Annotated in this window: 22 protein-coding genes; 11 read left to right on the top strand and 11 right to left on the bottom strand. The window is 71.9% G+C overall.

Annotated features, from left to right (window positions below):
- Positions 1–35: 35 nt before the first annotated feature.
- Positions 36–866, top strand: a complete 831-nt coding sequence (locus NAG42_RS16365; RefSeq protein WP_250031147.1) for an enoyl-CoA hydratase/isomerase family protein — start codon at positions 36–38, stop codon at positions 864–866.
- Positions 867–899: 33 nt separating this feature from the next.
- Here NAG42_RS16365 and NAG42_RS16360 read toward each other — a convergent pair whose 3' ends face one another.
- On the bottom strand, positions 900–1376 hold the full coding sequence (locus tag NAG42_RS16360; RefSeq protein ID WP_250031146.1) for a hypothetical protein: 477 nt from the start codon (positions 1374–1376) through the stop codon (positions 900–902).
- Positions 1377–1527: 151 nt separating this feature from the next.
- Here NAG42_RS16360 and NAG42_RS16350 point away from each other — a divergent pair, with 151 nt between their 5' ends.
- On the top strand, positions 1528–4218 hold the full coding sequence (locus NAG42_RS16350; protein WP_308201157.1) for an AfsR/SARP family transcriptional regulator: 2691 nt from the start codon (positions 1528–1530) through the stop codon (positions 4216–4218).
- On the opposite strand, the gene NAG42_RS44900 is transcribed toward NAG42_RS16350, so the two are convergent.
- Entirely contained in the window at positions 4196–5101 is a 906-nt protein-coding gene (locus tag NAG42_RS44900; RefSeq protein ID WP_250031145.1) for a TetR/AcrR family transcriptional regulator, read from the bottom strand. The genes NAG42_RS16350 and NAG42_RS44900 overlap by 23 nt on opposite strands.
- A gap of 84 nt (positions 5102–5185) precedes the next feature.
- Here NAG42_RS44900 and NAG42_RS16340 point away from each other — a divergent pair, with 84 nt between their 5' ends.
- The 6 genes from NAG42_RS16340 to NAG42_RS16320 all read left to right on the top strand — a co-directional run bounded on the left by NAG42_RS16340 (position 5186) and on the right by NAG42_RS16320 (position 10442).
- Entirely contained in the window at positions 5186–5920 is a 735-nt protein-coding gene (locus NAG42_RS16340; protein WP_250031144.1) for an ABC transporter ATP-binding protein, read from the top strand.
- Positions 5917–7218: an FtsX-like permease family protein gene (locus NAG42_RS16335; RefSeq protein ID WP_250031143.1), complete on the top strand. Its 1302-nt coding sequence runs from the start codon at positions 5917–5919 to the stop codon at positions 7216–7218. Before NAG42_RS16340 ends, NAG42_RS16335 begins: the two co-directional genes overlap by 4 nt.
- A 214-nt stretch (positions 7219–7432) precedes the next feature.
- Complete coding sequence (locus NAG42_RS16330; RefSeq protein ID WP_250031142.1) at positions 7433–9313, top strand: elongation factor G; 1881 nt, start codon at positions 7433–7435, stop codon at positions 9311–9313.
- Positions 9314–9364: 51 nt separating this feature from the next.
- On the top strand, positions 9365–9775 hold the full coding sequence (locus NAG42_RS45315) for an alcohol dehydrogenase catalytic domain-containing protein (protein ID WP_369077099.1): 411 nt from the start codon (positions 9365–9367) through the stop codon (positions 9773–9775).
- The gene (locus NAG42_RS16325) at positions 9678–10052 is read left to right on the top strand and encodes an MDR/zinc-dependent alcohol dehydrogenase-like family protein (protein WP_250031141.1); all 375 of its coding nucleotides are present in this window, start codon (positions 9678–9680) and stop codon (positions 10050–10052) included. Before NAG42_RS45315 ends, NAG42_RS16325 begins: the two co-directional genes overlap by 98 nt.
- Positions 10053–10142: 90 nt before the next feature.
- A complete protein-coding gene (locus NAG42_RS16320) occupies positions 10143–10442 on the top strand; it encodes a hypothetical protein (protein WP_250031140.1) in 300 nt (99 codons plus the stop codon).
- 43 nt (positions 10443–10485) lie between these two features.
- Here the strand turns inward: NAG42_RS16320 and NAG42_RS16315 are convergent, their stop codons facing one another.
- Positions 10486–11685 carry a serine hydrolase domain-containing protein gene (locus NAG42_RS16315; RefSeq protein ID WP_250031139.1) on the bottom strand — a complete coding sequence of 400 codons (1200 nt, stop codon included), beginning with the start codon at positions 11683–11685 and terminating at the stop codon, positions 10486–10488.
- The gene (locus tag NAG42_RS16310) at positions 11682–12503 is read right to left on the bottom strand and encodes an MBL fold metallo-hydrolase (RefSeq protein ID WP_250031138.1); all 822 of its coding nucleotides are present in this window, start codon (positions 12501–12503) and stop codon (positions 11682–11684) included. The genes NAG42_RS16315 and NAG42_RS16310 overlap by 4 nt, the downstream gene beginning before the upstream one ends.
- Before the next feature lie 71 nt (positions 12504–12574).
- Between NAG42_RS16310 and NAG42_RS16305 the strand changes: the two genes are divergently transcribed.
- On the top strand, positions 12575–13054 hold the full coding sequence (locus NAG42_RS16305; RefSeq protein ID WP_250031137.1) for a winged helix-turn-helix transcriptional regulator: 480 nt from the start codon (positions 12575–12577) through the stop codon (positions 13052–13054).
- 4 nt (positions 13055–13058) lie between these two features.
- Here NAG42_RS16305 and gap read toward each other — a convergent pair whose 3' ends face one another.
- From gap to NAG42_RS16280, 5 genes are all read right to left on the bottom strand, one after another.
- Positions 13059–14054: a type I glyceraldehyde-3-phosphate dehydrogenase gene (gap, locus tag NAG42_RS16300; protein ID WP_250031136.1), complete on the bottom strand. Its 996-nt coding sequence runs from the start codon at positions 14052–14054 to the stop codon at positions 13059–13061.
- Positions 14055–14352: 298 nt separating this feature from the next.
- The gene (locus NAG42_RS16295) at positions 14353–16611 is read right to left on the bottom strand and encodes a helix-turn-helix domain-containing protein (protein WP_250031135.1); all 2259 of its coding nucleotides are present in this window, start codon (positions 16609–16611) and stop codon (positions 14353–14355) included.
- Between the two features lie 186 nt (positions 16612–16797).
- Positions 16798–17553: an acetolactate decarboxylase gene (gene budA, locus NAG42_RS16290; RefSeq protein WP_250031134.1), complete on the bottom strand. Its 756-nt coding sequence runs from the start codon at positions 17551–17553 to the stop codon at positions 16798–16800.
- Positions 17550–19220 (bottom strand): acetolactate synthase AlsS, encoded by a 1671-nt coding sequence (alsS, locus tag NAG42_RS16285; protein WP_250031133.1) that lies wholly within the window; start codon positions 19218–19220, stop codon positions 17550–17552. The genes budA and alsS overlap by 4 nt, the downstream gene beginning before the upstream one ends.
- A 150-nt stretch (positions 19221–19370) precedes the next feature.
- Positions 19371–20324 carry a GlxA family transcriptional regulator gene (locus tag NAG42_RS16280; protein ID WP_250031132.1) on the bottom strand — a complete coding sequence of 318 codons (954 nt, stop codon included), beginning with the start codon at positions 20322–20324 and terminating at the stop codon, positions 19371–19373.
- Positions 20325–20371: 47 nt separating this feature from the next.
- On the opposite strand from NAG42_RS16280, the gene NAG42_RS16275 reads away from it, so the two are divergent.
- Entirely contained in the window at positions 20372–21304 is a 933-nt protein-coding gene (locus NAG42_RS16275; protein ID WP_250031131.1) for a thioredoxin family protein, read from the top strand.
- Between the two features lie 5 nt (positions 21305–21309).
- Here the strand turns inward: NAG42_RS16275 and ctaD are convergent, their stop codons facing one another.
- The gene (ctaD, locus tag NAG42_RS16270; RefSeq protein WP_250031130.1) at positions 21310–23256 is read right to left on the bottom strand and encodes an aa3-type cytochrome oxidase subunit I; all 1947 of its coding nucleotides are present in this window, start codon (positions 23254–23256) and stop codon (positions 21310–21312) included.
- A 161-nt stretch (positions 23257–23417) separates the two neighbouring features.
- Between ctaD and NAG42_RS16265 the strand changes: the two genes are divergently transcribed.
- Positions 23418–24410, top strand: a complete 993-nt coding sequence (locus NAG42_RS16265; protein WP_250031129.1) for an SDR family oxidoreductase — start codon at positions 23418–23420, stop codon at positions 24408–24410.
- Positions 24411–24547: 137 nt separating this feature from the next.
- On the opposite strand, the gene NAG42_RS16260 is transcribed toward NAG42_RS16265, so the two are convergent.
- Positions 24548–24964 (bottom strand): aldo/keto reductase, encoded by a 417-nt coding sequence (locus NAG42_RS16260; protein ID WP_250031128.1) that lies wholly within the window; start codon positions 24962–24964, stop codon positions 24548–24550.
- Positions 24965–25108 lie beyond the last annotated feature (144 nt).

Raw genomic sequence — 25108 nt, 5'->3', positions numbered from 1 at the left:
TGCGATCACGCCGGCCGGGCTCCGATGCTGGGCCCATGACAGCCGCAGAGCAGTTCCGCCTCACCACGGTCTCGCCCGCCTACTGGCGGGTGACCTTCGCCAACGGCCCGGTCAACCTGATGGACCCGGACACCGTCGAGCAGCTGGCCGACCTGATCGGCACCATCGAGAAGGACCCGGATCTGACGGTCGTGGTCTTCCGCAGCGAGACCCCCGGCTATTTCATGGCCCACTGGGACTTCCTCTCCGACGGCGCCCGGGTGGCCGCGATGCCACCCGGCCCGACCGGCCTGCATCCGTACGTGGACAACTTCATCCGCCTGAGCCGGCTGCCGGTCGCCACCATCTCGGAGGTCCGCGGCCGCACCCGGGGCGCCGGCAGCGAGTTCGCCCTGGCCACCGACATCCGCTTCGCCTCCGAGCAGGCCGTCTTCGGCCAGTTCGAAGTCGGCGTGGGGGCGGTTCCCGGCGGCGGCGCGATGGCTCGCCTGGGCCGGCTCGTCGGCCGCGGCCGCGCCCTCGAGATCCTGCTGGGTGGTGACGATCTGGTCGCGGCACTGGCGGCCGATTACGGGTACGTGAACCGCGTCGTGCCCGATGCCGAGCTCGAGGTCTTCACCGACCGCTTCGCCCGGCGCATCGCCGCCTTCGACCGGGTAGCCGTGGCCGGCATCAAGACGCTGGTCGACGCGGCCACCCTGCCGGCCGACGAGGAACTGGCCGCGGGTCTGAAGGCCTATTTCTCGACGGCCGGCCGGCCCGAGCATCGTCCGTTCGTCGAGTCTCTCTTCGCGGAAGGCCTGCAGCGGCCGGTCGGCGTCGAGCGGAACCTGGGCTCGGCGATCGTCGAGTTGCGACAGCGCTGAGCCGGTCGCGGCCGGCTCAGGACGGGGTGCCGGTCAGCAGCCGGCGGCGCGGCGGGCGTTGATGATCCACTGACCGTTCAGGCCGTACTGACCGCCCCAGGCGCCCTCGCGGTCGGCGAGGACGTAGGCGATCATCGACACCGGGTAGTAGATGTCGTAGTGGTAGGCGCCGTCGCCGGAGCCACCCTTGTCGGCGTAGTCGATGTAGTAGCAGGGGTCCTCGAGCGGGGCGGGCCAGATCCGCAGCAGCGGGGCCTTGCCGTCCGCCTTCTTGTCGGCGATGACGAGGTGCTTGCGGTGCTGGCCGGACGGCGCGCCATAGAAGGTGATCTTGTAGTCCGCCTCCCGCACCCCGTAGGCCGTGTTGAAGTAGTTGAACTCCTCCGCGGCCAGCGCGGGGGTGGCCAGGCCCACCACCATGGCGCCGGTCAGCACGGTCACGGTCGCGATCGCGCGCACCAGGCGCCGGCGCAGACCGCCGGTGCCACCCCCCTTGTTCGTTGTCGCCATCTCAGTGAGCCCCTTCATGGACGTCCGGGTGGATGCCGGGCGGCGCCGTGAGCCCACCCCCGTCGGGGGTCCGCGGCGCCGCTCGACCGTGCCGATAGATTGGCCGGGCGGCGTTGTGGGATTGTTGTGGATCGATGTCCGGGGGAGACGTGTGATCGACATTCGGTTGTTGGGCCCGGTCGAGGTGTGGGTCGGTGACCAGCGGGTGGACGTCGGTCAGCCACGGCCGCGCGCGGTCTTGGCGGTGCTGGCGGTCGACGCCGGGCGCGCGGTCGACGCCGACGTCCTGATCGACCGGTTGTGGGGCGAGGCACCACCGCCGACGGCCCGGCGATCGCTGCACGCCCACGTCACCCGGGTGCGCCGGGTGCTCGAGGAGGCGGGCGGCCAGGTCACGGTGTCCCGTCGCTCGGGTGGCTACCTGCTCGACGCCGACCCCGCGCTGGTCGACCTGCACCGGATGCGCGAGCTCCTCGAGCGCAGCCGCCGCGGCGATCGCCCGGCCGACGAGCTCCGCGCGGCCGACGTCCTGTGGCGCGGGGAACCGCTGACCGGCATAGCCGGGCCGTGGGCCGACCGGATGCGCCGCAGCTGGCGCCAGGACCACCTCGAGCTGATGCTGGCCTGGGCGCGGGCCGAGACCGCGGTCGCTCGTCCGGCGGTGGCGATCACCCGGCTGTCCGAGCTGGCCGGGGAGAACCCGCTGGCCGAGCCGGTGCACGCGGAGCTGATCCGGGCCCTGCACGCGGCCGGGCGCCCGGCCGAGGCGCTGGAGCGGTACACCCGGATCCGGGAACGGGTGGCCGACGAGCTCGGTGCCGACCCGAGCGCCGAGCTGCAGACCTTGCACCAGAGGCTTCTGCGGGAGCAGGCGGCTGCGTCGGTCGTCCCCGCTCAGCTGCCGGCCGAGGTGGCCGGTTTCGCCGGCCGGGCCCGCGACCTGGCCGCGCTCGACGCTTTGCCCCCCGGGGTGGTCGGCGCGATCTCCGGGACGGCCGGTGTCGGCAAGACCTCGCTCGCGGTGCACTGGGCGCGTTCGGCCGCCCCGCGCTTTCCCGACGGCCAGCTGTACGTGGACCTTCGCGGTTTCGCCGCCCCCGGCCTCACCATGGACGCCGGGCAGGCGCTCCGGGCTTTCCTGCACGCCCTCGGCGTCGCCCCCGACCGGGTTCCGCCCACCCCGGACGCGCAGGTGGGCCTCTACCGCAGCCTGCTCGACGGCAAACGCGTCCTGATCGTGCTGGACAACGCCCGCGACGCCGGCCACGTCCGCACCCTGCTGCCGGTGGGCCCGTCGGCGCTGGCCGTGGTGACCAGCCGGGACCAGCTCGTGCCGCTGCTGGCGACCCACGATGCCCACCCGATCAGCCTCGACGCCCTGTCGCCCGGCGAGGCCCGGGACCTGCTCACCGGCCGGCTCGGCCCGGATCGGGTGACCGCCGAGCCGGCCGCCGCGGCCGCGATCGTCGCCGCGTGCGCCGGGCTTCCCCTGGCCCTGGCCATCGTGGCCGCCCGGGCCCGGCACAGCGGCTTTCCGCTGGCGGCGCTGGCGGCCGAGCTCGCGGACGCCCGGAGCCGGTTGGACGCGCTGGACGCCGGCGACCCGTCGACCCGCGTCGCGACGGTGATCTCGTGGTCGTACGCCGCGTTGAGCGAGCCCGCGGCCCGGCTCTTCCGCTTGCTGAGCGTCCACCCCGGCCCGGACCTCTCGGTGGCCGCCGCGGCCAGCCTCGCCGGCCGGGGAGTGCCCGAGGTGCGGCGCACGCTGACCGAGCTGACCCGGGCCAGCCTGCTCGTCGAGCGGTCACCGGGCCGGTTCACCCTGCACGACCTGCTGCGCGTGTATGCGGCCGAGCGGCTGGACGACGAGCGGCCCCGCGCGATGGCCCGGTTGCTGGATCACTACGTGCACACCGCCTGCGCCGCCACCATGCTGCTCGATCCGGCCCAGGGCACGCTCGAGCTCGGTATTCCGGCGTCCGGCGCCGTCGTCGACCCGCCGGTCAAGAACCAGGAAGCCCTGGACTGGTTCGCCGCCGAGCGGCAATCCCTGCTGGCCACGGTGCGGCAGGCGGCCGACAACGGCTTCGCCGGCGCGGTCCGGCAACTGCACTACGGCCTGGTGACGTTTCTCGACTGGCAGGGATACTGGCACGATCTCGAAGCTGTGGGCAGGCTGGCGGTGGCCGCCGCCCGCGACGCCGACCCGGTCGAGCTGGCCCGCGCCCACCGGCATCTGTCCACCGCGTACCTCGGGTTGAGCCGCTACGACGAGGCCGAGACCGAGCTGCGGCGGGCCATCGACGTGAGTGCCCGGGCCGGCGACCGGATCGGGCAGGCGTTCGCGTACAACGGTCTGGCCGCCCTGGAGGACCGGCGCGACCGTCCCGGTGAGGCGCTGCCGCACGCCCGCCGCTCGGTGGCTTTGTTCGAGGCTCTCGGGCACCAGGTCGGGCACGCCGTGGCCCTCAGCTCGGTCGGCTGGTATCAGGCGCTGCTGGGCGAGCACGCCGAGGCTCTGGTCTCCACCCGGCTGTCCCTGGATCTGCTCGAGGAACTCGGCGACCGCTACGGGCAGGCCCACGCCTGGGACACTCTGGGCTACATCCACCACTCGGGCCGACCGGCCGAGGCCGCCGACTGCTATCAGCAGGCCGTGGCCATCTTCGCCGAGCTGGGCGACCGATATCAGGAAGCGGTCGGCACCGGCACCCTGGGCGACGTTCTTCTCGCCGGCGGCGACACCGCCGCGGCCCGCGCGGCCTGGCAGCACGCCCTGAGCATCCTGAGCGAACTCGACCACCCGCAGGCGGAGACCTTCAGAGCCCGGCTCGCGGACTGAGCTGTGTCTCCAGGCCGTCGAGCAGGCGCTGGAGGCCGTAGTCGAGCAGCAGGTCGAGGGTCAGCTCGCGGTCGTCGGAGGCGAGGAAGCGGGCCATCAGCGGCAGCTTGCCGGTGGCCAGCGCGTCGGCGAAACGCTGCTGCTGGGTGTCCATCCACTCGGTGTCGGTCAGGCCGGTCTCCTGCTCGGCCTGGGCCTCGTCCTCCAGGTTGACGGCCGTCCCGCGGACGTAGTTGGCGACGGTCACGGCCGCGCGGAACTGGGTGTTGTGATCGAGGCCGTGGCCCTCCAGGGCGCGCATCGTCCACTCGGTGTGGGCCATCGCGTTCGGGGCCAGCAGCGGGCGGGTGAACGAGACGGCCTGAGCCAGCCAGGTGTGGCGGCGATACATCGACCACTGCAGGCGGGCCAGGGCCTCGACGCAGGCCCGCCAGCCGTCGCGGGCCGGGTCGAGCCGGGGCGGCGGGGGATTGGCCGCCATGACCTTGTCCATCATCAGCAGCACGAGCTCCTCCTTGTCGGCCACGTGGCGATAGACCGACATCGTGGGGATGCCGAGCTCTCCGGCCAGGCGGCGCATCGAGAGGCCCGGCAGGCCCTCGGCGTCGGCGATCGTGATGGCCGTGCGGACGACCAGGTCGCGGTCGGGGCCGATGCCGGTCGGCCGGGTGTCGCCGGCGACGACCGTGCCGACGCCCGGTTGGGCACGCACCAGGCCCTCCTCGCGGAGGTGGGTGATCACCTTGGTGGCGGTGGCCATGGCGACGCCGTACTCGGCCATGATCTGGCGGGTCGACATGATGCGCTCGCCGGGCGGTGGCTCGCCGGCGGCGATGCGGGCGGCGATCTCGGCCGCTATCCGGCGGAACACGGGTACCTGCACTAGTGCACCTTACCTCTCTGCACTACATGGATCGGGGTGCTAGCACTACCGATTTCCAGGGTAGTGCGTTCGTACGGTGTATTCATGACTGATGTGGTGCGGGTTGCCGAGCTCTACCAGACCTATGACGGTGGCGTGACCGCGCTCGATGGAGTGAGCGCCGGTTTCGCCGCGGGGAGTTTCACGGCCGTGATGGGGCCGTCCGGATCGGGCAAGAGCACGCTGCTGCAGTGCGCGGCCGGGCTCGACCGCCCGACCGCCGGCCGGGTGTTCATCGACGGGGCCGAGCTCACGGCCACCAAGGACACGGCGATGACGAAGTTCCGGCGGACCCGGGTCGGCTTCGTCTTTCAGGACTACAACCTGCTTCCGTCGCTGACGGTGGAGCAGAACGTCGTGCTGCCGCTGCGGCTGGCCGGCCGCCGGGCCGACCGCCGCCGCGTACGGGAGACTCTCGAGCAGCTGGGCCTGGGGGACCGGTCGGGTGAGCTGCCCGAGCGGCTCTCCGGCGGGCAGCGCCAGCGGGTCGCCGTGGCCCGGGCGCTGGTCACGGAGCCGGCCGTCGTCTTCGCCGACGAACCGACCGGAGCACTCGACCTGCGCAGCGCCCGTGAAGTGCTGGCGCTACTGCGGGCGGTAGTGCACGAGCGCGGCCGCACGGTCGTCATGGTCACCCACGACCCGGTCGCCGCCGCGTACGCCGACTCGGTTCTCTTCCTGGCCGACGGCAAGCTGGCCGGGTCGCTGCGCGCGCCCACGGCCGGCGCCGTGGCCGAGCGTCTGGCGCACCTCGGCGACCGCGTGGGGGTGTCGGCATGATCGCCGTCGCGCTGCGCAACCTGCGCCACCGTCCCGGCGGCTTCCTCGCCACGTTTCTCTCCGCCTTTCTGGGCGCGGCGCTCATCATGGCGTTCGCGTCGCTTCTGGACACTGCCGGCGGCGTCGACGCCGCCGCCGGCAACGAATCGCTGACGACCACCGCCAGTGTCGGCGGAGGGTGGTGCCTGATCATCGTCGTGTTCGCGGTGACCTCGACGCTGACCCTGGCTGTCCGGCAACGGGAGCAGCAGATCGCCCTGCTGCGCTCGGTCGGTGCGACCGGCCCTCAGCTGCGCCGGATGATCGTGGGGGAGGCCGCGGCCGTCGCGCTGCTCGCGTCGGCGGTGGCCGTGCCGGTCGGGTGGGTGCTCGGACGCGTGCTGGTCGGCCTGTTGCAGAACACCGGGCAGGTCGCCTCCTCGGTCCACCCCGCGTTCGGCCCGATCGCGCTGGGGACCGGTTTCGGGGTCACGCTGGTCGGCTCGCTGGTCGCGGCGTTCGCCACGGCCCGGCGTTCGGCGGCGCCCGGCCCCCGGCGGGCCCGGCCCCGGCTGCGGCGGATCGGGGCGGTGCTGTTCCTGCTGACCGGCGCGAACTGTGCCGTGCTGACCGCGACACTGATGGACGGCAAGGGCATCGACGCCATGCAGACGGCCGGGCAGGCCGGCATCTGGGCGTCGATCGGGCTGGCACTGCTCGCGCCCGAGCTGCTGCGCTTGGTCACGGCTGTTCTGAGCCCTCTCGTACGGCTCTTCGCGGCCCCGGGCGAGCTCGCCCTGCAGGGGCCGCGGCCGGCGTCGGCCGTCATGCCGGTGCTGTTGTTCACCGGCATCGCGACCGGCACGGTATACATGCAGGGCATCGAGGACCGGGCGTCCGCGGGCCTGATCGAGCCCGCCTACGCGCAGGACATCCAGACGCTCAACTACGTGGTGGTCGGCATGATCGCCGTTTTTGTCGCCATCATGCTGGTGAACACGCTGATCGCGGCGACCGCGCACCGGCGCCGCGAGTTCGCCCAGCAGCGTCTGGCCGGCGCCACCCGCGGTCAGGTCACCGCGATGGTGGCCCTGGAAGGCTTGCTCAGCACGGTGACCGGCGTGCTCGGCGGCCTGGTGGCCGCGCTGTTCACCGTCCTGCCGTTCGGCTCGGCCCGTGCCGGCCGGATCTGGCCGGACGCCTCACCCGCGGCTTTCGGGATCGTGGCGGCGATCGCCGTGGTGCTCACCGCGTCGGCTCTGGTGCAGACCACCCGGCGTGCGGTGCGGGGCCCGGCCACCGCCGCGGTGCGGGCGTAAAACCGGTCGACAGGGCGGCCGGGAAATCCGTACCGTCTCCGGTGTTGATCGTTTCGCGAGGGGAGGACGCCGTGCGCTTTCGCACCGCTCCTCTCCTCGTGTCTGGTGTGCCCAGCCTCGGCTGCGCCACCGAGGCTGGTCGTTCCTGACCGCGTCCTGAGGACGCGGCGGGTGGGCGCTGTCCACCACCGGAACTCTCGAAAGTCCACCAGCCATGCGAAACCTCGGCATCCTGGCCCACGTCGACGCGGGCAAGACCACCCTGACCGAACGGATCCTGTTCCTCACCGGTGCCACCTACAAACTGGGTGAAGTCCATGACGCCAACACCATCACCGACTTCGACCCGCAGGAACGCGAACGCGGCATCACCATCTTCGCGGCCGCGGTCAGCTGCGACTGGAACGGCCACCGGCTCAACCTGATCGACACCCCCGGGCACGTCGACTTCACCGACGAGGTCGAGCGCTCGCTGCGGGTGCTCGACGGCGCGGTCGTCGTGCTCGACGGCGTGGCCGGGGTCGAGCCGCAGAGCGAGGCCGTCTGGCGGCAGGCCGACCGGCACGGGGTTCCGCGGATCGTCTTCGTCAACAAGCTGGATCGGCCGGGCGCCGACCTCGACGCGGCCGTGCGGTCGATGCGGGAGCGGCTCGGCGTGATCCCGCTGGTGGCGCAGGTACCCGTCGAGGGCGGCGTCGTCGACCTGGTCGGGCGTCGAACGCTCACCTGGCCCGACGGGGTCCTGACGGTCACCCCGGGCGGTGACGAGGCGGCCCGTCGTCGTCTCGAGGAGGCCGTCGCCGAGCTGCATCCGGCGGCGCTGGAGGAGCTGGGCGCGATGTCCGACGAGACGCTGCGAGCGGCGATGCGGGATCTCTCCCGGGAAAGGAAGGCGGTTGTCGTGCTGTGCGGTTCGGCCTACCGGACCATCGGCGTGGAACCGTTGCTGGACGCGGTCGTCGACTACCTGCCGGCCCCGTCCGGCGATCCGGCCGCGCCGCTGGTGGCGCTGGCGTTCAAGGTGCAGCCCGGCCGGCAGGGCCGGCTGACGTTCGTCCGCGTCTACGACGGGGTCCTGACCAAGGGCGACACCGTCTGGGACGCGGCGACCGGGCGCGCCGAGCGGGTCGGCCGGATCCTGCGGGTGCAGGCCGACCGGCACACCGACGCCGAGCGGGCGGAGGCCGGCGACATCGTGGCGCTGATGGGGCTCAAGGCCGCCCGGCCGGGGACCACACTGTCCACACGCGAGCGTCCGGTGCGGCTGGAGGCGCCGGTGGTGGCTGAGCCGCTCGTCTCGGTCGCGCTGGAGGGGCGTACGCGGGCCGATGCCCACCGGCTGCCCGGGGCGCTGGCCGCGCTCGTCGAGGAGAACCCGTCGCTGTCGGTGCGCACCGACAGCGAATCGGGGCAGACACTGTTGTCCGGTCAGGGAGAGCTGCAGATGGAGGTGGCGGTGACCAGATTGCGCGAGGGCGGTGTGGCCGTCATGACCGGCCGCCCCCAGGTGGCCTACCGTGAGACCGTCGTGCGCGGCGTGACCGGTCTGATCCACCGGCACGTCAAGCAGGACGGTGGAGCGGGGCAGTATGCCCACGTCGTGCTCGACGTGACACCGCTCGACGGCACCGGCTTCGCCTTCGCGTCCACGGTGACCGGCGGGCGTGTCCCGGCCGAGTACGTGCGCGCGGTCGAAGCCGGCTGCCGCGAGGCGCTGGCCCACGGTCCGCTGGCCGGTCATCCGGTCACCGGTCTGCGGGTCACCCTCACCGACGGCGCCACGCACGTGAAGGACTCGTCGGAGATGGCGTTCCGCGCGGCCGGCCGGTCCGGTCTGCGGGCCGCCCTCGACGCGTGCGAGCTGGCCCTGCTGGAACCGGTGGCCGACGTGACCGTCCACGCTCCCGCGGAGACGCTGGGCGGCGTGCTCGGCGATCTGGCATCCCGCCGCGGCCGGATCACCGGTTCCACCGGCGAGTCGGTGACCGCGGTGGTGCCGCTGGCCGAGCTTTTCGGGTACGCCACCGACTTGCGCAGCCGCACCCGGGGCCGGGGCACGTTCTCCACCCGGCCCGCCGGCTACCGCCCGGCTTGACGCCCCACGGCCGGCGGCGCGATCCCCGCGCCGCCGGCCTCAGGCGAGAGCTTGGCGCAGCTCGGCGCCGACCAGATCGTCGTCCGCAACCACGCCGTCGCCGTCAACCCGCTCGACTGGGTCATCCAGGTGGCCGGCCGGGTCGCGTACGCCTGGCTGAAGTACCCCGCCGTGCTCCGGACCGACCTGGCGGGCGAGGTCGTCGAGGCCGGCTCGGCGGTCACCCGGTTCCGGCCCGGCGACCGCGCGCTGACGCTGGCCGCGACGCCAACAGCCCGCCCAGGGTGCCTTCCAGCACTACGCGGTCGTCCCCGAGGTTCTCGCGGCGCCGATCCCGGCCGGCCTGTCCTACGCCGACGCCGCGGTGCTGCCGCTCGGCGTCTCGGCCGCGGCCTGCTCGCTCTTCCAGTCCAGCCATCTCGGCCTGCGGCACCCGGCCGCCGGCGCCCCGCCGACCGGTGAGACCGTCCTCGTCTGGGGTGGCTCGACCAGCGCGGGCAGCAACGCGATCCAGCTCGCGGTGGCGGCCGGATACGACGTCATCACGACCGCGTCACCCCGCAACGCCGACCGGCTGGCCGACCTGGGCGCGGCGCGCGTCTTCGACTACCGCAGCCCGGCGGTCGCGGTGCCGAGGGCGTCCGTCGTCGGCCACTCGCTGTCCGACGTGCAGAGCGCCATGGACCAGCAGCGCCGGGGGGTCTCCGCCACCAAGCTGGTCGTCACCCTCCCGGCCTGACTGGCCTCTCACCCGCGACGGTGCACACGGCCGGGCCGGTGAGGCCGCCGTGCACAATGACGGTTTCCCGTTCGACCGGAGGACTGTGCCATGCCCGACCGACCCGAGATCGTCTGCATCTGCGGCTCCATGCGGTTCGTGGACGAGATGCGGGCGGCGGACCGTGATCTGACGCTCGCCGGTGTCATCGTCGTCGCGCCGGGCGAGGTAGGCGCGGTGATCACCGACGAGCAGAAGGCCGCGCTGGACGCCCTCCACCTGCGCAAGATCGACCTGGCCGACCGGGTTCTGATCGTCAACCCCGGCGGGTATGTCGGCGAGTCCACCAGTAGGGAGATCGCCTATGCCCAGGCGGCGGGCAAGCCGATCTCGTTCACCGATCCTCTCTGACCCCGTGGACCGTTCGTGGTGCACGCGGGCACCAAGTCGCGTGTCAGTCGTCGATCGCCTGGTAGACCGCGGTCCAGAGGTCGGCCCACATCGGCAGCGTCTGGTCGCCCAGGTGGCCCCGCTGCATGACCACGACCGCGGCCAGATCCTCGGCCGGATCGTTGTACCAGGCGGTGCCGTAGAGGCCGGACCACCCGTAGCTGCCGACCGAGGGGCCGAGCTGGGTACGGCGGGTGCGCACGGAGAGCCCGAACCCCCAGCCGAGGGTGTCGAAGTAGTCCGGAGCGAACCCGGAGAGCCGGGAGACCGCCTTCTGGGCCGGGGTCAGGTGATCGGTGGTCATCAGCGTCACCGCCGGCCGGGAGAGCATCCGCGTACCACGATGGGCGCCACCCGCGAGCAGCGCCGAGCCGAACGTGAGGTAGTCGTCGGCAGTCGAGACGAGTCCACCGCCACCGCCGATGAACACCGGCGGCCGGCTCCAGCAGCCGTCGCGCCCGTCCTGCACGACCGGCTCACCGGTGGGGGCGTTCTCGTTCGCGTACGCCGGGGCGAACCGGTCGAGGCGGTCGGCGCTCACCCTGAAGCCGGTGTCCTTGAGGCCCAGCGGTTCACACACCCGCTCCCGCACGGCCGTCTCGAACGACTTGCCGGTGGCCCGGGCGATGAGCACCCCCGTGACGTCCGCGGCCGTCTCGTACACCCAGCGCTCGCCGGGCTGGTGGAGGAGCGGGAGCGTGCCCAGCCGGCGGATCCATTCGTCCGGCTCCGGTTCGCCGACGGCGTCCAGCGCATCGGCGATCGGCACCGTCCCCGGCTCGGCGATGGCCATCCCGGTGCCGAACGTGAAGGTCAGCAGGTGCCGCAACGTGATCGGCTGCTCAGCCGGGACGGTGTCCTCCACGGGCCCGTACGGATCGGCGAGCACCCGCATGCCGGCCAGCTCGGGAAGCAGGTCGTCGACCGGGTCGTCGAGGCGCAGCGTGCCCTCCTCGACCAGCGTCATCGCGCAGGCGGCGACGATCGGCTTGGTCATCGAGGCCATCCGGACGATCGTGTCGCCGGCGAACGGCGTCGTGGATCCGGCACCGTCGAACGCGAGGTTCCCCACGGCCTCGACGTGCACCTCACCGTGCCGGGCAAGAGCGACCACCAGGCCCGGCACCAAGCCGGTGCCGACGTGGCGGTCGAGCAGTCGGCGCACCCGAGCCAGCCGGGCCGGCGAGAACCCACCGGTGCTCATCCGACAGTCCTTTCGGCGAGCTCCCGGGCTTGCCCGCTGTGCACATCGGACACCCACTCCCAGCTCGGCTGGGCCGAGGCGCCGATCCGCGGGTCCTCGGGATCCTTGCCCTCGCGCAGTGCGAGCACATACGCCCGATCCAGCTCGATCCGCGCGGAGGCCTGGCCGGTCCCGCCGACCGACCCGTGGCCGGGAACGACGATCCGGGCGTCGCCCGCCACGCCCTCCAGCATTCGCAACGCCGCGAGGTAGTCCTCGATCGGGTCGGCGGTCTCACTCAGCCCGAGCATCGGGATCAGGTGGTCGGACAGCATGTCGCCGGCGGCGAGGACCCCCCGCTCCTCGATGAACAGCGTCGCATGGCCGGGCGCGTGCGCCTGATGCTCGAGGATCCGGACCCGCGGACCGTCCCAGGGGATCTCCGTGCTCCCGGCGGGCAGGGCGGTGATGAGGCCGTACAGCTCGAGCGGGACCTGCTCGGCGATGCCGGTCGGCTCCAGGTGCTCGGTGATGTGGGCCTTGGCCTCCGGGTCGGAGAGCTCCTCGCGCACCGCCGCCGCGCACCGGGCCGTGCCGTATCGAGGGGCGTCGCCGAAGTCGGCGTGCCACAGCAGGTGATCCCAGTGCGGATGGGTCGAGAAGCCGGCCACCACGGTCCGGCCCGACCGGGCGAGGTCGTCGGCGAGGCAGGCCATCTCGTGGCTCTGCACGCCGGGATCGATGAGCAGCACGCCGTCGCGGCCCTGCACGACAACGGCGTTGCTCTTGATGAACTCGCTCTCGTGCACCAGCACCCCGTCCGCGACCTGCGTCAGCACGGCTCCTCTTCCCTGGTGGTTGCGTTTTGCAACCACTATATTGAGGGCGAAGTGCCTGTCAAGGAGGAGTCGTGGAACCACGGTCCGGGTGTCCGATCAACACCGCCGTCGAGGTGCTCGGCGACCGCTGGTCGATGCTCGTGCTGCGGGACGTCATCTTCGGTGACCGCCGCTATTTCCGGGAGCTGCTCACCGGGTCGATCGAGGGCATCGCCTCCAACATCCTGGCCGACCGTCTCAAGCGGCTGGTCGACGCCGGGATCCTCACCCGCGACCCCGCGGCGCGGGGGCAGCGGGCTCGCTACAGCCTCACCGAGCCCGGCATCCGGACCCTTCCGGTCCTCTACGCCCTCGGCAACTGGGGGCTCGACTGGCGCCCGGGCAGCGACGAGCTCCGGACCCGGCAGCAGCTCATGCGGGACGCGGGCCCGGAGTTCGTCGAGGAGCTCATGGACGAGTTGAGGGTGCTCCATCTGGGTGCCGCTCCGAAGCCGGACGCGGGCCCGACGCCTTCGGAGCGGCTGAACGCGGCCTTTGCCGCCGGCCGGTGAAAACCTATCCGGCGAGCAGTTCCAGCGTGTCGATCACCCGGTTGGAGAAGCCCCACTCGTTGTCGTACCAGGCGACCACCTTGACGTGGCGGCCGTCGACCCGGGTGAGGGCGGAGTCGAAGACGGCCGACGCCGGATTGCCCACGATGTCGGCCGAGACCAGGGCGTCCTCGGAGTATTCGAGGATGCCGGCCAGCGGCCCCTCGGCGGCCACCCGGTAGGCGGTGAGGATCTCGTCGCGGGTGACCTCGCGGGAGACCGTCGTGTTGAGCTCGACGATCGAGCCGACCGGGACCGGCACCCGGATCGAGTCGCCGGAGAGCTTGCCGGCCAGGCGGGGCAGGACCAGGCCGATGGCTTTGGCGGCGCCGGTCGTGGTGGGCACGATGTTGACCGCGGCGGCCCGGGCCCGGCGCGGGTCGCGGTGCGGGCCGTCCTGCAGGTTCTGCTCCTGGGTGTAGGCGTGGATCGTCGTCATGAAGCCGTGCTCGATGCCGGCCAGCTCGTCCAGCACCGAGGCGAGCGGGGCCAGGGCGTTGGTCGTGCAGGAGGCGTTCGAGATGATCGTGTGCGCCGCGGGGTCGTAGGCCGACGTGTTGATCCCGGGCGCGAGGGTGACGTCGGCGCCGTCGGAGGGCGCTCCGACGAGGACCTTGCGGGCGCCCGCGTCGAGGTGGGCGCGGGCCTTGGCGGCGGCGGCGAGGCGACCGGTGGCCTCCAGGACGATGTCGACGTCGAGGTCCTTCCACGGCAGCTCGGCCGGGTCCGGGACGGACAGGACCGCGATGCGGCGTCCGTCCACGACCAGGGTCGAGCCGTCGACGGTGACCGGACGGCCGAGCCGGCCCGCGGTGGTGTCGAAGGCGAGCAGGCGGGCCAGGGCCGTCGGTTCCGTGAGATCGTTGACCGCGACGACCTCGAGCTTGCTGTCCCGCTCGAGCAGCGCCCGCAGCACGTTGCGTCCGATGCGGCCGAATCCGTTGATGGCGATGCGAGTCATGCTGCAAGCGTGGCCGCCACCGGACGACCGGAACAGTGGCGCGGGCGCCACCGTTCGCAAGGATCACGCCACGAAGGTCCGCCGCTACCGGCTGGGCGTGGTGCCCAGGATCCGCTGGAAATGCAGGCGCAGATTCGCACCCGTTCCCAGACCCACGCGTACGGCTGTCTGCTCCATCGACACCTTCGAGAGGGTACCCACCGGAGACCGCCGAGATGGGTTACCTCGGGAGCCGGCAGGTGACCCCTCGTTCACGGGGGTGGGCATGCTTCGGGTGATGCTGAAATGCCCGGGGCGATCAACCGTCGGCCAGAATTTCCTGCACCCGGTCCACTCGAGCCTTCGCCGGCCCGGTGAGCTTGGGCGGCCGCCCTTCCTGGGCCTGGACCTTCCGGAGTGCGACCAGGTCGGCGCGCGCCGCGTCCAGGTCGCCCAGCTCGGCGTGGATCAGCGCCAGCCGGGTCAGGGAGCCGATCCGCCAGTGCGACACGGTTTGGTCGACCGCGGCCAGGGACTCCTGCATGCGCAACAGGGCGGTCGGCCAGCGTCCGGCATCGATCTCCACGTCCGCCAGGTAGGCGCGGGCCGTGGCGGCAGCGTTGTCCGCGATGTGCGGCAGCGGCGCGGTCGCCGGATCGGTCGTCACCCGAAGGACCTCGGTCAGGACCGGGATCGTCTCCTCACCCCGACCCGCGCCTTGAGTAGACACCGCCCATCGGAGCAGGGCGTTGGGCAGGCCCTCGCGGTCGCCGGTGGCCCGGAAGCCGGTGACCGCGGCCGTGGCGTGCTCGATCGACTCGTCTGATCGCCCGAGCAGATGGAAGACCCAGCTCAGGTAGTAGTCGGCCCAGGCCTGCTGTTGCCGGTCACCGGATCGCGTCGCGGATTTCAGGGCCAGGCGCGCGTGCCTCATCGCGGCCGCCGGCTGATCGAGCAGGTAGGCGTGCACCCAGGTGAGATATCCCTGGTGAACGGCGTGCAGACGATCGTCACCCAGACGCTCGGCGGCGTCGGCCGACAAGGTGTAGACCTCTTCCCACACCGGCGGCATGAACCAGCTGTCGGAGAACCAGTGCAGTGCCTCGGCGACGTCGACCACCCGCTGGTCGTCGCCGCCGGTGGCTGCCGCGCGCAGGGCAGCCAGCCAGTTCTCGACCTCCACGCGCAGCCAGGCGCCGCTGTCGGCCGTCGAGGTGAGGGACACCACGGTGGTGACCCCGGGCTCGGAGCTGTGCTCCGGCTCGAAGAAGCGACCGGCCACAATCGTCGTGTCCAGCAGCCAGGTGTTCCGGCGCTCGGCAGCCGCGGCCCGGTCGGCGGTGCTCTCCGTCCGCTCGAGTTCCGCGCCGGCGTAGAGGCGCAACAGGTCGTGGAACTCCAGGCGGCCGTCCGGGCGTTCCTGCAGCAGACCGAGGTCGACCAGGTCGTCCAGAGCTTCCTCGGTGTCCACCAGCGGCATTGCGGCCAGCACACTCGCCAGCTCGGGCCGGGTCGACGGGCCCGGCACCAGGGCCAGGCGCCGGAACAGCCGGCGGGCCCCCTCGGACAACTGGTGGTAGGAGAGGCTGAAAGCCGCCTCGACCTGCAGATCTCCGGCGGCGAGGTTGTCCAGGCGGCGCTCCTGCGCGGCGAGCCGGGCGATCAGATCGTCGGGTGTCCAGCCCGGCCGGCTGGCCAGGCGGTTGCCCGCGATGCGCAGGGCCAGCGGGATGTTGACGCACAGCTCAGCGATGCGGCGCAGCGCCTCGGGCGACGCGCCGGAGCGGTCGACGATCCCGTGCAACAGGGCCACCGAATCGTCCGCCGGCAACGGCTCCAACCGCAGCCGGTGGATGTCGCCCAATCCGCCCAGGCTGCGCCGGCTGGTCACCAGCACCGCCGACGGCCCGTGCGGCGGGAGCACCGGCTGCACCTGAGTCTCGCTGATGGCGTTGTCCAGCACGATCAGCAACCGTCGCCGGCCGACGAGGTCGTGCCACAGCGCGGCGGCCTCGGCGACGTCCTTGGGCACCACGCGGACATCCGTGCCCAGCGCCCGGATCAGCCGGGCCAGCACGGCGGCCGGGGTCAGCGGTCGCGCGTCGAGCCCGCGCAGGTCGACGAAGAGCTGGTCCTCGACCGGCCAGGACTGGGCCGCCTGGACGGCGAACGAGGTCTTGCCGACCCCCGCAGGCCCGTGGACCGTCACCACGGGCGCCGGGCAACCCCCGGTCGCGCCGGCCAGCCAGCCCGCAGCCTGCCCCAGTTCGCGGGCGCGACCGGTGAAGTCGGCGACCCGCCGAGGCAGCGGCAGCCCGCTCGCCGGCGCGGCCTCGCCGCCGACGCACCCGGCCCGGGCCGCGGCCACCAGCGCCGCCCGGTCGGCCCCGGTGACCGCCAGGCCGTCGGCGAGGGCTTCCACTGTGCGGACCCGCGGACTGCGGCTGATCCCGCGCTCCATGTCGCCGATCGCCCGGATGCTGACCCCGGCGGCGGTCGCGAGTTGATCAACGGTCAGGTCGGCCGCCGTGCGCAGGCGGCGCAGGAGCGCCCCGAAAGACGTGTCCTCCGTCATCATGGCTTCTCCTCGATGCCCCCGCCATCAGGCCGGATGCCCGTTTCGAGCCTCCCATGGAAACCAATCTGCCGGCCTTTTTCGTGGTCCACGACTCATTACCGGCGGCGCTTCACCGATCCGGACGTGTCTGGACCCCGGCTGACCGCGACCCTGCCGGGTGCGCGACTCCAGGCCGCGTGGCTTGGTTCAGTTCTCACCCTCGGCCGAGGCGATCTGGGACGCCGCCTGTTTGCCGCTCAGGGCGCCGGTGGCGAAGCCGTCGGAGCCGGGCAGCCGCAGCCGGAAGTCGCGGACGCTGCTGATCCTGATCTGGCCGCCGTCGTTCAGCTGGAAGTCGAGCAGGTGGCCGCCGCGCGTGCGGCTGTCGTCGATGAAGTGCAGGTGGTAGCCGGGGACCGTCACCGTGCCGGCGTAGTCGGGTGACCGGAAGCCGACGATCGTGCCGCGCAGGTCGGTGAGGGTCCGCACCGCCTCGCCCCGGGAGGCTTCCAAGAGCCCGGGGTACGGCTTCTCCTGCCGGCTCACCGTGCGGGTGGTGACCGCGGACAGCCTCGCGTCGACCCGGATCGCGTAGAAGTAGTTGTCGCCCGGGACGTGCTTCTCGACCAGGTCGATCAGGCCGGCCCGGTCGAGCCGGCCGGCCGGGGTCAGGGTGAGGTCGGGGGTGAAGTCGGTGACCGCGGCGAAGGGTGTCGTCTCGTCGACGCCGGCCACCGAGGCGGTGCCGTCGGCGTGCAGGTGGTAGCAGACGCCGTCCAGGATCACCATCTCCCCGTCGAGCGCGTCGAACGTGCCGAGCCCGAAGTCGCCGTGTTCCAGCAGGGCGCCGATGGTCAGGTCGCCGTCGTCGAGCCCGGCGAGCAGCGCGCCGACGGTCGAGTTCTGGAAGATCCCGCGGGTGCGGTGCTCGCGCACATCGCCGAGCAGGTCCGAGTTCGTCATTCGAAGGTCTCCGCGGGCAGGATCGCGCCCAGGTCGGTGTTGTGGCTGTAGTCGACCGGCACGTCGATGATGGTCCGGCCGCCGGCCGCGAGCCCTTTGCGGACCGCGTCGACGAACTCGTCCTCGTTGGTGGGCCGGAACCCCTGCGCGCCGAACGCTGTCGCGATGTCCTGCGAGCCGTAGTCGCCGAGCTGGACCCCGGATTTGCGGCCGTACTTGAGCACCTCCTGGAAGCCGACCATGTCGTACGTGTTGTCGCGCAGGATGATGTGCACGAAGTCGAGGCCGAGCCGGTTCGCGGTCTCCAGTTCCTGCGCCGAGAAGAGGAAGCCGCCGTCGCCGGAGACGGACACCACGGGGGTGCCGGGCCGGGCGAGGCTCGCCGCCATCGCCCACGGCAGCGCGACGCCGAGCGTCTGCTGGCCGTTGCTGAACAGCAGGTGGCGCGGTTCGTGCACCCGGAAGTGGCGGGCCATGTAGATGTAGTTCGAGCCGATGTCGCAGGCGACCGTGGCCGACTCGGGCAGCAGGTCACGCAGCAGCAGCACCGCCCGGGCCGGGTTGAGTCCGTTGGCGCTGTGCGGCGCGTCGCGGGCCGCGTCGTCGATGGCGGCCAGTCCCCGCCGGGCCTCGGCCAGCTCGGCGGTCAGGGCTGGGCCGGGCGACACGCGGGCCAGCAGCGGGGTCAGCGCGGCCACCGTGCCCGCGACCTGCCCGAGCAGTTCCAGGTCCGGGTAGTAGTCGTTGTCCAGATTGGCCGGTACGGAGTCGATGTGCACGATCGTGCGGTCACCGCCCAGATTCCACAGCCGGGGGTCGTACTCGACGGCGTCGTAGCCGATCGTGACGAGCACGTCGGCTCGGGAGACCAGGACGTCGCCCGGCTGGTTGCGGAACAGCCCGACGCGTCCGGCGTACTGGTCCTCGAGCTCAGCCGGCACGGTCCCGGCGGCCTGGAAGGTCTCCACGATCGGAAGGCCGGTGGTGCGGGCGAGCTCGCGCACGGCGGCGACCGAATCCGCATCCGCGGCCCGCATGCCGACCAGCAGCACGGGCCTCTCGGCGGCCAGGATCGTCTCAGCCGCCTGCTTGATCGCGTAGTCGGGCGCGTGGCCCGCCTCCGGCGCCCAGGTGTGCCGGGGCAGCTGCTTGTCGGAGAGCGCGGCGAGCACGTCGCTCGGCACGACCACCGCCGCGGCGCCCTTCGGCTCGGTGGTCGCCGCCCGGAACGCGTTGGCGACCGCCTCGATCACGTCGTCCGGGTCGACCGCCTCGGCCGTGTACTTGGTGACGGTCCGCAGCATGGCGGCCGCGTCCATCGACTGGTGCGTCCGCTTCAACCGGTCGGTCCGCGGCACCGCACCGCAGATCGCCACGATGGGGTCCTGCTCGGTGTTCGCGGTGAGCAGGCCGGTGGCCAGGTTGGTGGTGCCCGGCCCGGACGTGACCACGACGACGCCCGGATTGCCGGTGAGCCGCCCGTACGCTCCGGCGAGGAACGCGAGGTTCTGCTCGTGCCGGCCGACGACGGTGACGATCCCGCTGTCCAGCAGCGCGTCGAAGACGGCGTCGATCTTCGCCCCCGGTACGCCGAAGACCCGTTCGACGCCTTGCTTCGCCAAGGCTTCGACGAGCCGATCGGCGACCCTGCTGGGTTTGGTGGTCATGTGTGTCCCCTCCCGTGATCTGGTATCCGTTCCAGCGTCGGCGCGCGGAGGGCACGGATGACAGAGGAATCGGCACACTCTTGACGCTCGGCCGATGGGGAATCCGCACAGGCGCAGCAGTTGAGTCCCGGGCGCCACCGTTCGCAAGGATCACGCCACGAAGGTCCGCCGGTACTGGCTGGGCGTGGTGCCCAGGATCCGCTGGAAATGCAGGCGCAAATTCGCACCCGTTCCCAGACCCACGCGTACGGCTACTTGCTCCACCGACAGCTGCGAGAGCTCCAGCAGCTCCCGGGCCAGGTCGATGCGGGCCCGCATGACCCACTGCATCGGCGTGTATCCGGTGTCGTCGGCGAACCGGCGGGAGAAGGTCCGCGGCGACACCGCCGCGTGCCGGGCCAGCACCTCCAGCGAGAGTGGCTTGTCCAGCCGGTGCAGGGCCCACTCCCGGGTCGCCGCGAACCGCTCGCCGAGCGGCGCGGGAACGCTGTGCGGCACGTACTGGGCCTGGCCGCCGCTCCGATAGGGAGCGGCTACCAGCCGGCGGGCGGCGTGGTTGGACGCGGCCACGCCGAGGTCGCCGCGCAGCACGTGCAGGCACAGGTCGATGCCCGAGGCGGCGCCGGCCGAGGTGAGCACGCTGCCCTCGTCGACGAAGAGCACGTTCTCGTCGACCCGGACCTGCGGATGCTTGCGGGCGAGTTGCCGGGTGTAGTGCCAGTGCGTGGTGGCCCGCTTGCCGTCGAGCAGCCCGGTCGCGGCCAGCGCGAAGGCACCGGTCGAGATCGCCGCGAGCCGGGCCCCTCGCTCATGCGCCGCGATCAGCGCCTGGAGCACGGCGGCCGGTGGGTCCTCGCGATCCGGGAAGCGGTAGCCCGGCAGGAACACGATGTCGGCCCAGCCGAGGGCGTCGAGCCCGTCGGCCACGTGATAGGACAGCCCGTCGCCGCCGGTGATGAGCCCCGGCGCGGCGCCGCAGACCCTTACCTCGTACGGCATGCTGGCTCTGGTTGTGAAGACCTGGGCCGGGATGCCGACGTCGAGCGGTTTGGCGCCTTCCAGCACGAGGACGGCGACGCGGTGCAGGCGTGGGAGCAGCGTCACCCGATTGACGATAGAGCCGGGGGCCCTCTTGCTGGCACCGTGTCCCTATGAGAACGCCCTCGTTAGCGGACGCCGAGTGGCTCAACTCGTCCCCACTCGGCCCGGACGACCTGCACGGTCACGTCGTCCTCTACGACTTCTGGACGCTCACCTGCATCAACTGGCTGCGCACCGCGCCCTACCGCCTCGCCTGGTGGAACGCGTACCGCCAGGACGGGCTGATCGTCATCGGCGTGCACACCCCCGAATTCGGGTTCGAGCACAGCCCCGAGCTCGTGCGGCGCGCGGTCGCCGAGCGTGGCATCGACTACCCGGTCGTCGTCGACAGCGACTACGCGGTGTGGAAGGCCTTCGACAACCACTACTGGCCGGCGCTCTACCTGGCCGACGGCGACGGCCGGATCCGCGATCACCATTTCGGCGAGGGGGAGTACGAGCAGTCCGAGCGCTCGATCCAGCGGCTGCTCGGGGTCCATCGCCCGCTGAGCCGGGTCGAGCCGGTCGGTGTCGAGGTCGAGGCCGACTGGACCCACCTGCGCACGCCGGAGACCTATCTCGGCTATGCCCGGGGCGAGCACTTCGCGTCGGCCGGTGAGGCCGAGCCCGGCCGCCGGCATGCCTACACGTATTCGAACTATCTGCACTTCAACCACTGGGCGCTGGACGGCGGGTGGACGGTCGGCAGCGAGCACATCGACCTGGCCGAGCCGGACGGCAGCCTCGCGTTCCGCTTCCAGGCCCGCGACGCCAACCTGGTCCTCGACCGCGAGGGCGGCGAGCCCATCCCGTTCCGGGTGACCCTCGACGGCGACTCCCCGGGCGACGCGGCGGGGCTGGACGTCGGCGCCGACGGCACCGGCCTGCTCGACCAGGGCCGGATGTATCAGCTGATCCGTCAGTCCGGCGAGATCGGCGAGAAGCTTCTCGAGATCACGTTCGCGGCGCCGGGCGTCCGGGCGTACGTCTTCACCTTCGGATAGGGAAGCTATTTCTGATCGCCCCGGCGGTCCTTGTCGGTGGAGTCGCGGCGGGTCGCCTCGGCGTCCAGGCTGGCGCCGCCGGGCTGGTCGGCCGCGCCCGGCCGGCGGATGTCCTCGGGCTCGGGCACGCGGACGCCTCGCGCTCCGGACGCGGGGTCCGGCTGGTAGTCGCGCGCCGCCTCGCTCCCGGTCGCGCCGCCGGGGGTGGCGACGTCGGAGGCGTCGGGTCCGTGGTCGGGCCGCACCTCGTCGGCGACCGTCTGAATCACCCGTGCGTCTCCGGCCCGCAGTTCACGGCCGAGGTCGGACACCGCGTCACCGTACTTGGCGTCGAAGGCCGGCCGTTCCGAGCGGATGCGCGGCATCTTGTCGAAGTTGCGCAGCGGTGGCGGGCACGAGGTGGCCCACTCCAGCGAGTTGCCGAAACCCCAAGGGTCGTCGACGGTGACCACCTGACCCACCCGGTACGACTTCCAGACGTTGTAGACGAAGGGAAGGATGGAGACACCGAGCACGAACGAGCCGACGGTCGAGATCGTGTGAAGTGTGGTGAACCCGTCCGTGGCCAGGTAGTCGGCATAGCGCCGGGGCATGCCCTCGGCGCCGAGCCAGTGCTGCACCAGGAACGTGGCGTGGAAGCCGAGGAACGTCAGCCAGAAATGGATCTTGCCGGATCGTTCGTCGAGGAGCCGCCCGGTCATCTTGGGGAACCAGAAGTAGATGCCCGCGAAGACCGCGAAGACGATCGTGCCGAACAGCACGTAGTGGAAATGCGCGACCACGAAGTAGCTGTCGTGCACGTGGAAGTCGATCGGCGGCGAGGCCAGCAGGACGCCGGTGAGCCCGCCGAGCAGGAAGGTGACCAGGAAGCCGATGGCGAACAGCATCGCCGTGTCCAGCACGATCTGCCCGCGCCACATCGTGCCGATCCACACGAAGAACTTCATGCCGGTCGGTACGGCGATCAGATAGCTCAGGAAGCTGAAGAACGGCAGCAGCACCTGGCCGGTCGCGAACATGTGGTGCGCCCACACCGACATGGACAGGCCCGCGATGAGCAGTGTCGCGGCGACCAGCCCCTTGTAGCCGAAGACCGGCTTGCGGCTGAACACCGGGATGACCTCGGTGATGATGCCGAAGAAGGGCAGCGCCACCACGTAGACCTCGGGGTGGCCGAAGAACCAGAACAGGTGCTGCCACAGCATCGGCCCACCGGTCTCGGTGTCGAAGACGTGGGCGCCGAGCACCCGGTCGGCGGCCAGGGCGAACAGCGCGGCGGCCAGGAACGGGAACACCAGGACGACCAGCAGGCTGGTGATCAGGATGTTCCAGGTGAAGATCGGCATCCGGAACATGGTCATGCCGGGCGCCCGCAGGGTCAGGATCGTGGTGATCATGTTGACGCCGCCGAGGATCGTGCCCAGGCCCGAGAGGGCGAGTCCGATGATCCACATGTTGCCGCCCGGGCCGGGCGAGTGCACGTAGTCGCTCAGCGGGGTGTACGCCGTCCAGCCGAAGTCGGCCGCGCCGCCCGGGGTGAGGAAGGACGACAGCGCGATCAGGCCGCCGAAGAAGAACAGCCAGAAGGCGAACGAGTTCAGGCGCGGGAACGCCACGTCGGGCGCGCCGATCTGGATCGGCACCACGTAGTTGGCGAAGGCGAACACGATCGGCGTCGCGAAGAACAGCAGCATGATCGTGCCGTGCATGGTGAACAGCTGGTTGTACTGCTCCGGGGAGAGGAACTGAAGGCCGGGGCGGGCCAGTTCGCCCCGGATGAGCAGCGCCATGAAGCCGCCGACGACGAAGAACACGAAGGCGGTGACCATATACATGATCCCGATCTGCTTCGCGTCGGTGGTGCGCAGGAGGCGAGCGAGTGCGGATCCTTTGACCTGCCGCCGGACCGGCGCGGGCCGGGTCACGACTGGTCGGGGAGACAGGGCGGTCATGAGGCTCCTCGGCGTGCCGGCGTGGTGAGGTCCGCCGGGCCTACCCCTCGGTGACGGGAGGAAACGTCGGATCCGGATCGCGGGTCGGGGCGAGTGCGAGTACCGACCGGGACCAGGGGGTACGTGCACCTCCGGCACATCAGGGAGTGAAGGGGGACGCCGTGACAGAGCGTCGAGTCGCCGTGGTCACCGGTGGAACCGCCGGGGTGGGCCGGGCGGTCGTCCGGGAGCTGGCGGAGCACGGCTGGGATGTGGCGGTGCTGGCCCGCGGCAAGGCCGGCCTGGAGGGGACGACCGAGGACGCCGCGTCGCTCGGGGCGCGGGCGCTGGGCATAGAGACCGACGTGTCCGACGCGGGGCAGGTGCGGGCGGCCGCGGCCCGGGTCGAGGAGGAGCTGGGGCCGATCGAGCTCTGGGTGAACGACGCCTTCGCCGGTGACCTGCGGTATTTCTGGGACATCCCGGAGGACGAGTTCCGGAAGATCACCGACGTCACGTACCTCGGGCAGGTGCACGGGACCCGGGTGGCGCTGGAATACATGCGGCCCCGCGACCGCGGGGTGATCGTGCAGGTCGGCAGCGCGCTGGCGTTCCGCGGCATCCCGCTGCAGTCGGCCTACTGCGGGGCCAAGCACGCGATCAAGGGCTTCACCGACAGCGTGATCACCGAGCTCAAGCACACCGGCAGCGCCGTCCGGGTCAGCCAGGTGCAGCTGCCGGGGGTCAACACCGCGCAGTTCGACTGGAACGCCACCGACTTCGAGGACCACCCGCAGCCGGTGGAGCCCATCTTCCAGCCCGAGATCGCGGCCCGCGCTGTCCGGTTCCTGGCCGAGAACCCGCGGCGCAACATGTGGGTCGGCTTCTCCACCGCCTACACGATCCTGGGCAGCCGGCTGGCCCCTTCGTTCATGGACTGGTATCTCGCCCGCAACGTGGTGGACGGCCAGCTGTCCGACGACGGCGGCCCCCGCTACGGCAGCAACGTCTTCGAGCCGAAGGACGACGAGGCCGACCACGGCGCGCACGGGATGTTCGACGCCAAGGCCAAGTCGCGGGACGTGTGGTCGTGGTCCTCGATGCACCGCGGGGCGCTGGCCGGCGCGGCTGTGGCCGTCGTGGCCGGTGCCGTCCTCGGGCGGCGCCGCCGCTGAGCGCCCTGGCCGGCGCGCTCAGGCCCAGGGCAGCGCCGACCGGGTCGCCCAGTATTCGGCGGCCGGCTCGGCCCGGGCGGTGAGCTCCTCCAGGCGTACGGGGGAAAGGGCGACCGACGCGGCCCGCAGGTTGGACGTCAGCTGGGCATCTGGTAGAGACCGAGCCGGTCACCCAGGAGCGCCCGGGTCTCGGCGAGCTGGCGGTCGAACGTGGCCACGCCGTGGTCCTTGACCTCGTGCGCCTCGGCCTCGAGCTGCCAGCCGGCGGTGTAGGTGTAACCCCATTTGCTGCCGATCAGCGCGTCGTCGTGACCGGGCAGCCACGAGGCCAGGAACTCCTCGGCGCGGCCGTAGGAGCGGGCCACGTCGAAGTAGCGGACCCCGGCCGCGTAGGCCTCGTCGAGCAGTTGGTGGGCCCGGTCGCGCATCGCCTCGACCGTGCGGTGGGCGCGCAGGTCGGCGTCGCGCCCCAGGTTGATGTACGCCGGGCGGCCCAGCGCGGCCAGCCCCAGCCCGATCCGGGCCACCCCGGTCAGCCCGTCGATGAATTCCATGCCCCTCATCCAAACACCGACGGCTCCGCCGGTCGCGCTTTCGGCCGTCCTGTGTAGGGGGTGCCGGAGAGACCTCGATGGCGGTCCAGGTCTCTCCGGCATGAATGGCCCGCGCCGGACCACCGAACCGGTGGCTTCGGGCGC

Origin of the sequence: Paractinoplanes maris (assembly GCF_023544465.1) — a bacterium.
In the GTDB taxonomy this organism is placed as follows: Bacteria; Actinomycetota; Actinomycetes; order Mycobacteriales; family Micromonosporaceae; genus Actinoplanes; species Actinoplanes maris.
This window is presented reverse-complemented; position numbering and strand designations above follow the sequence as displayed.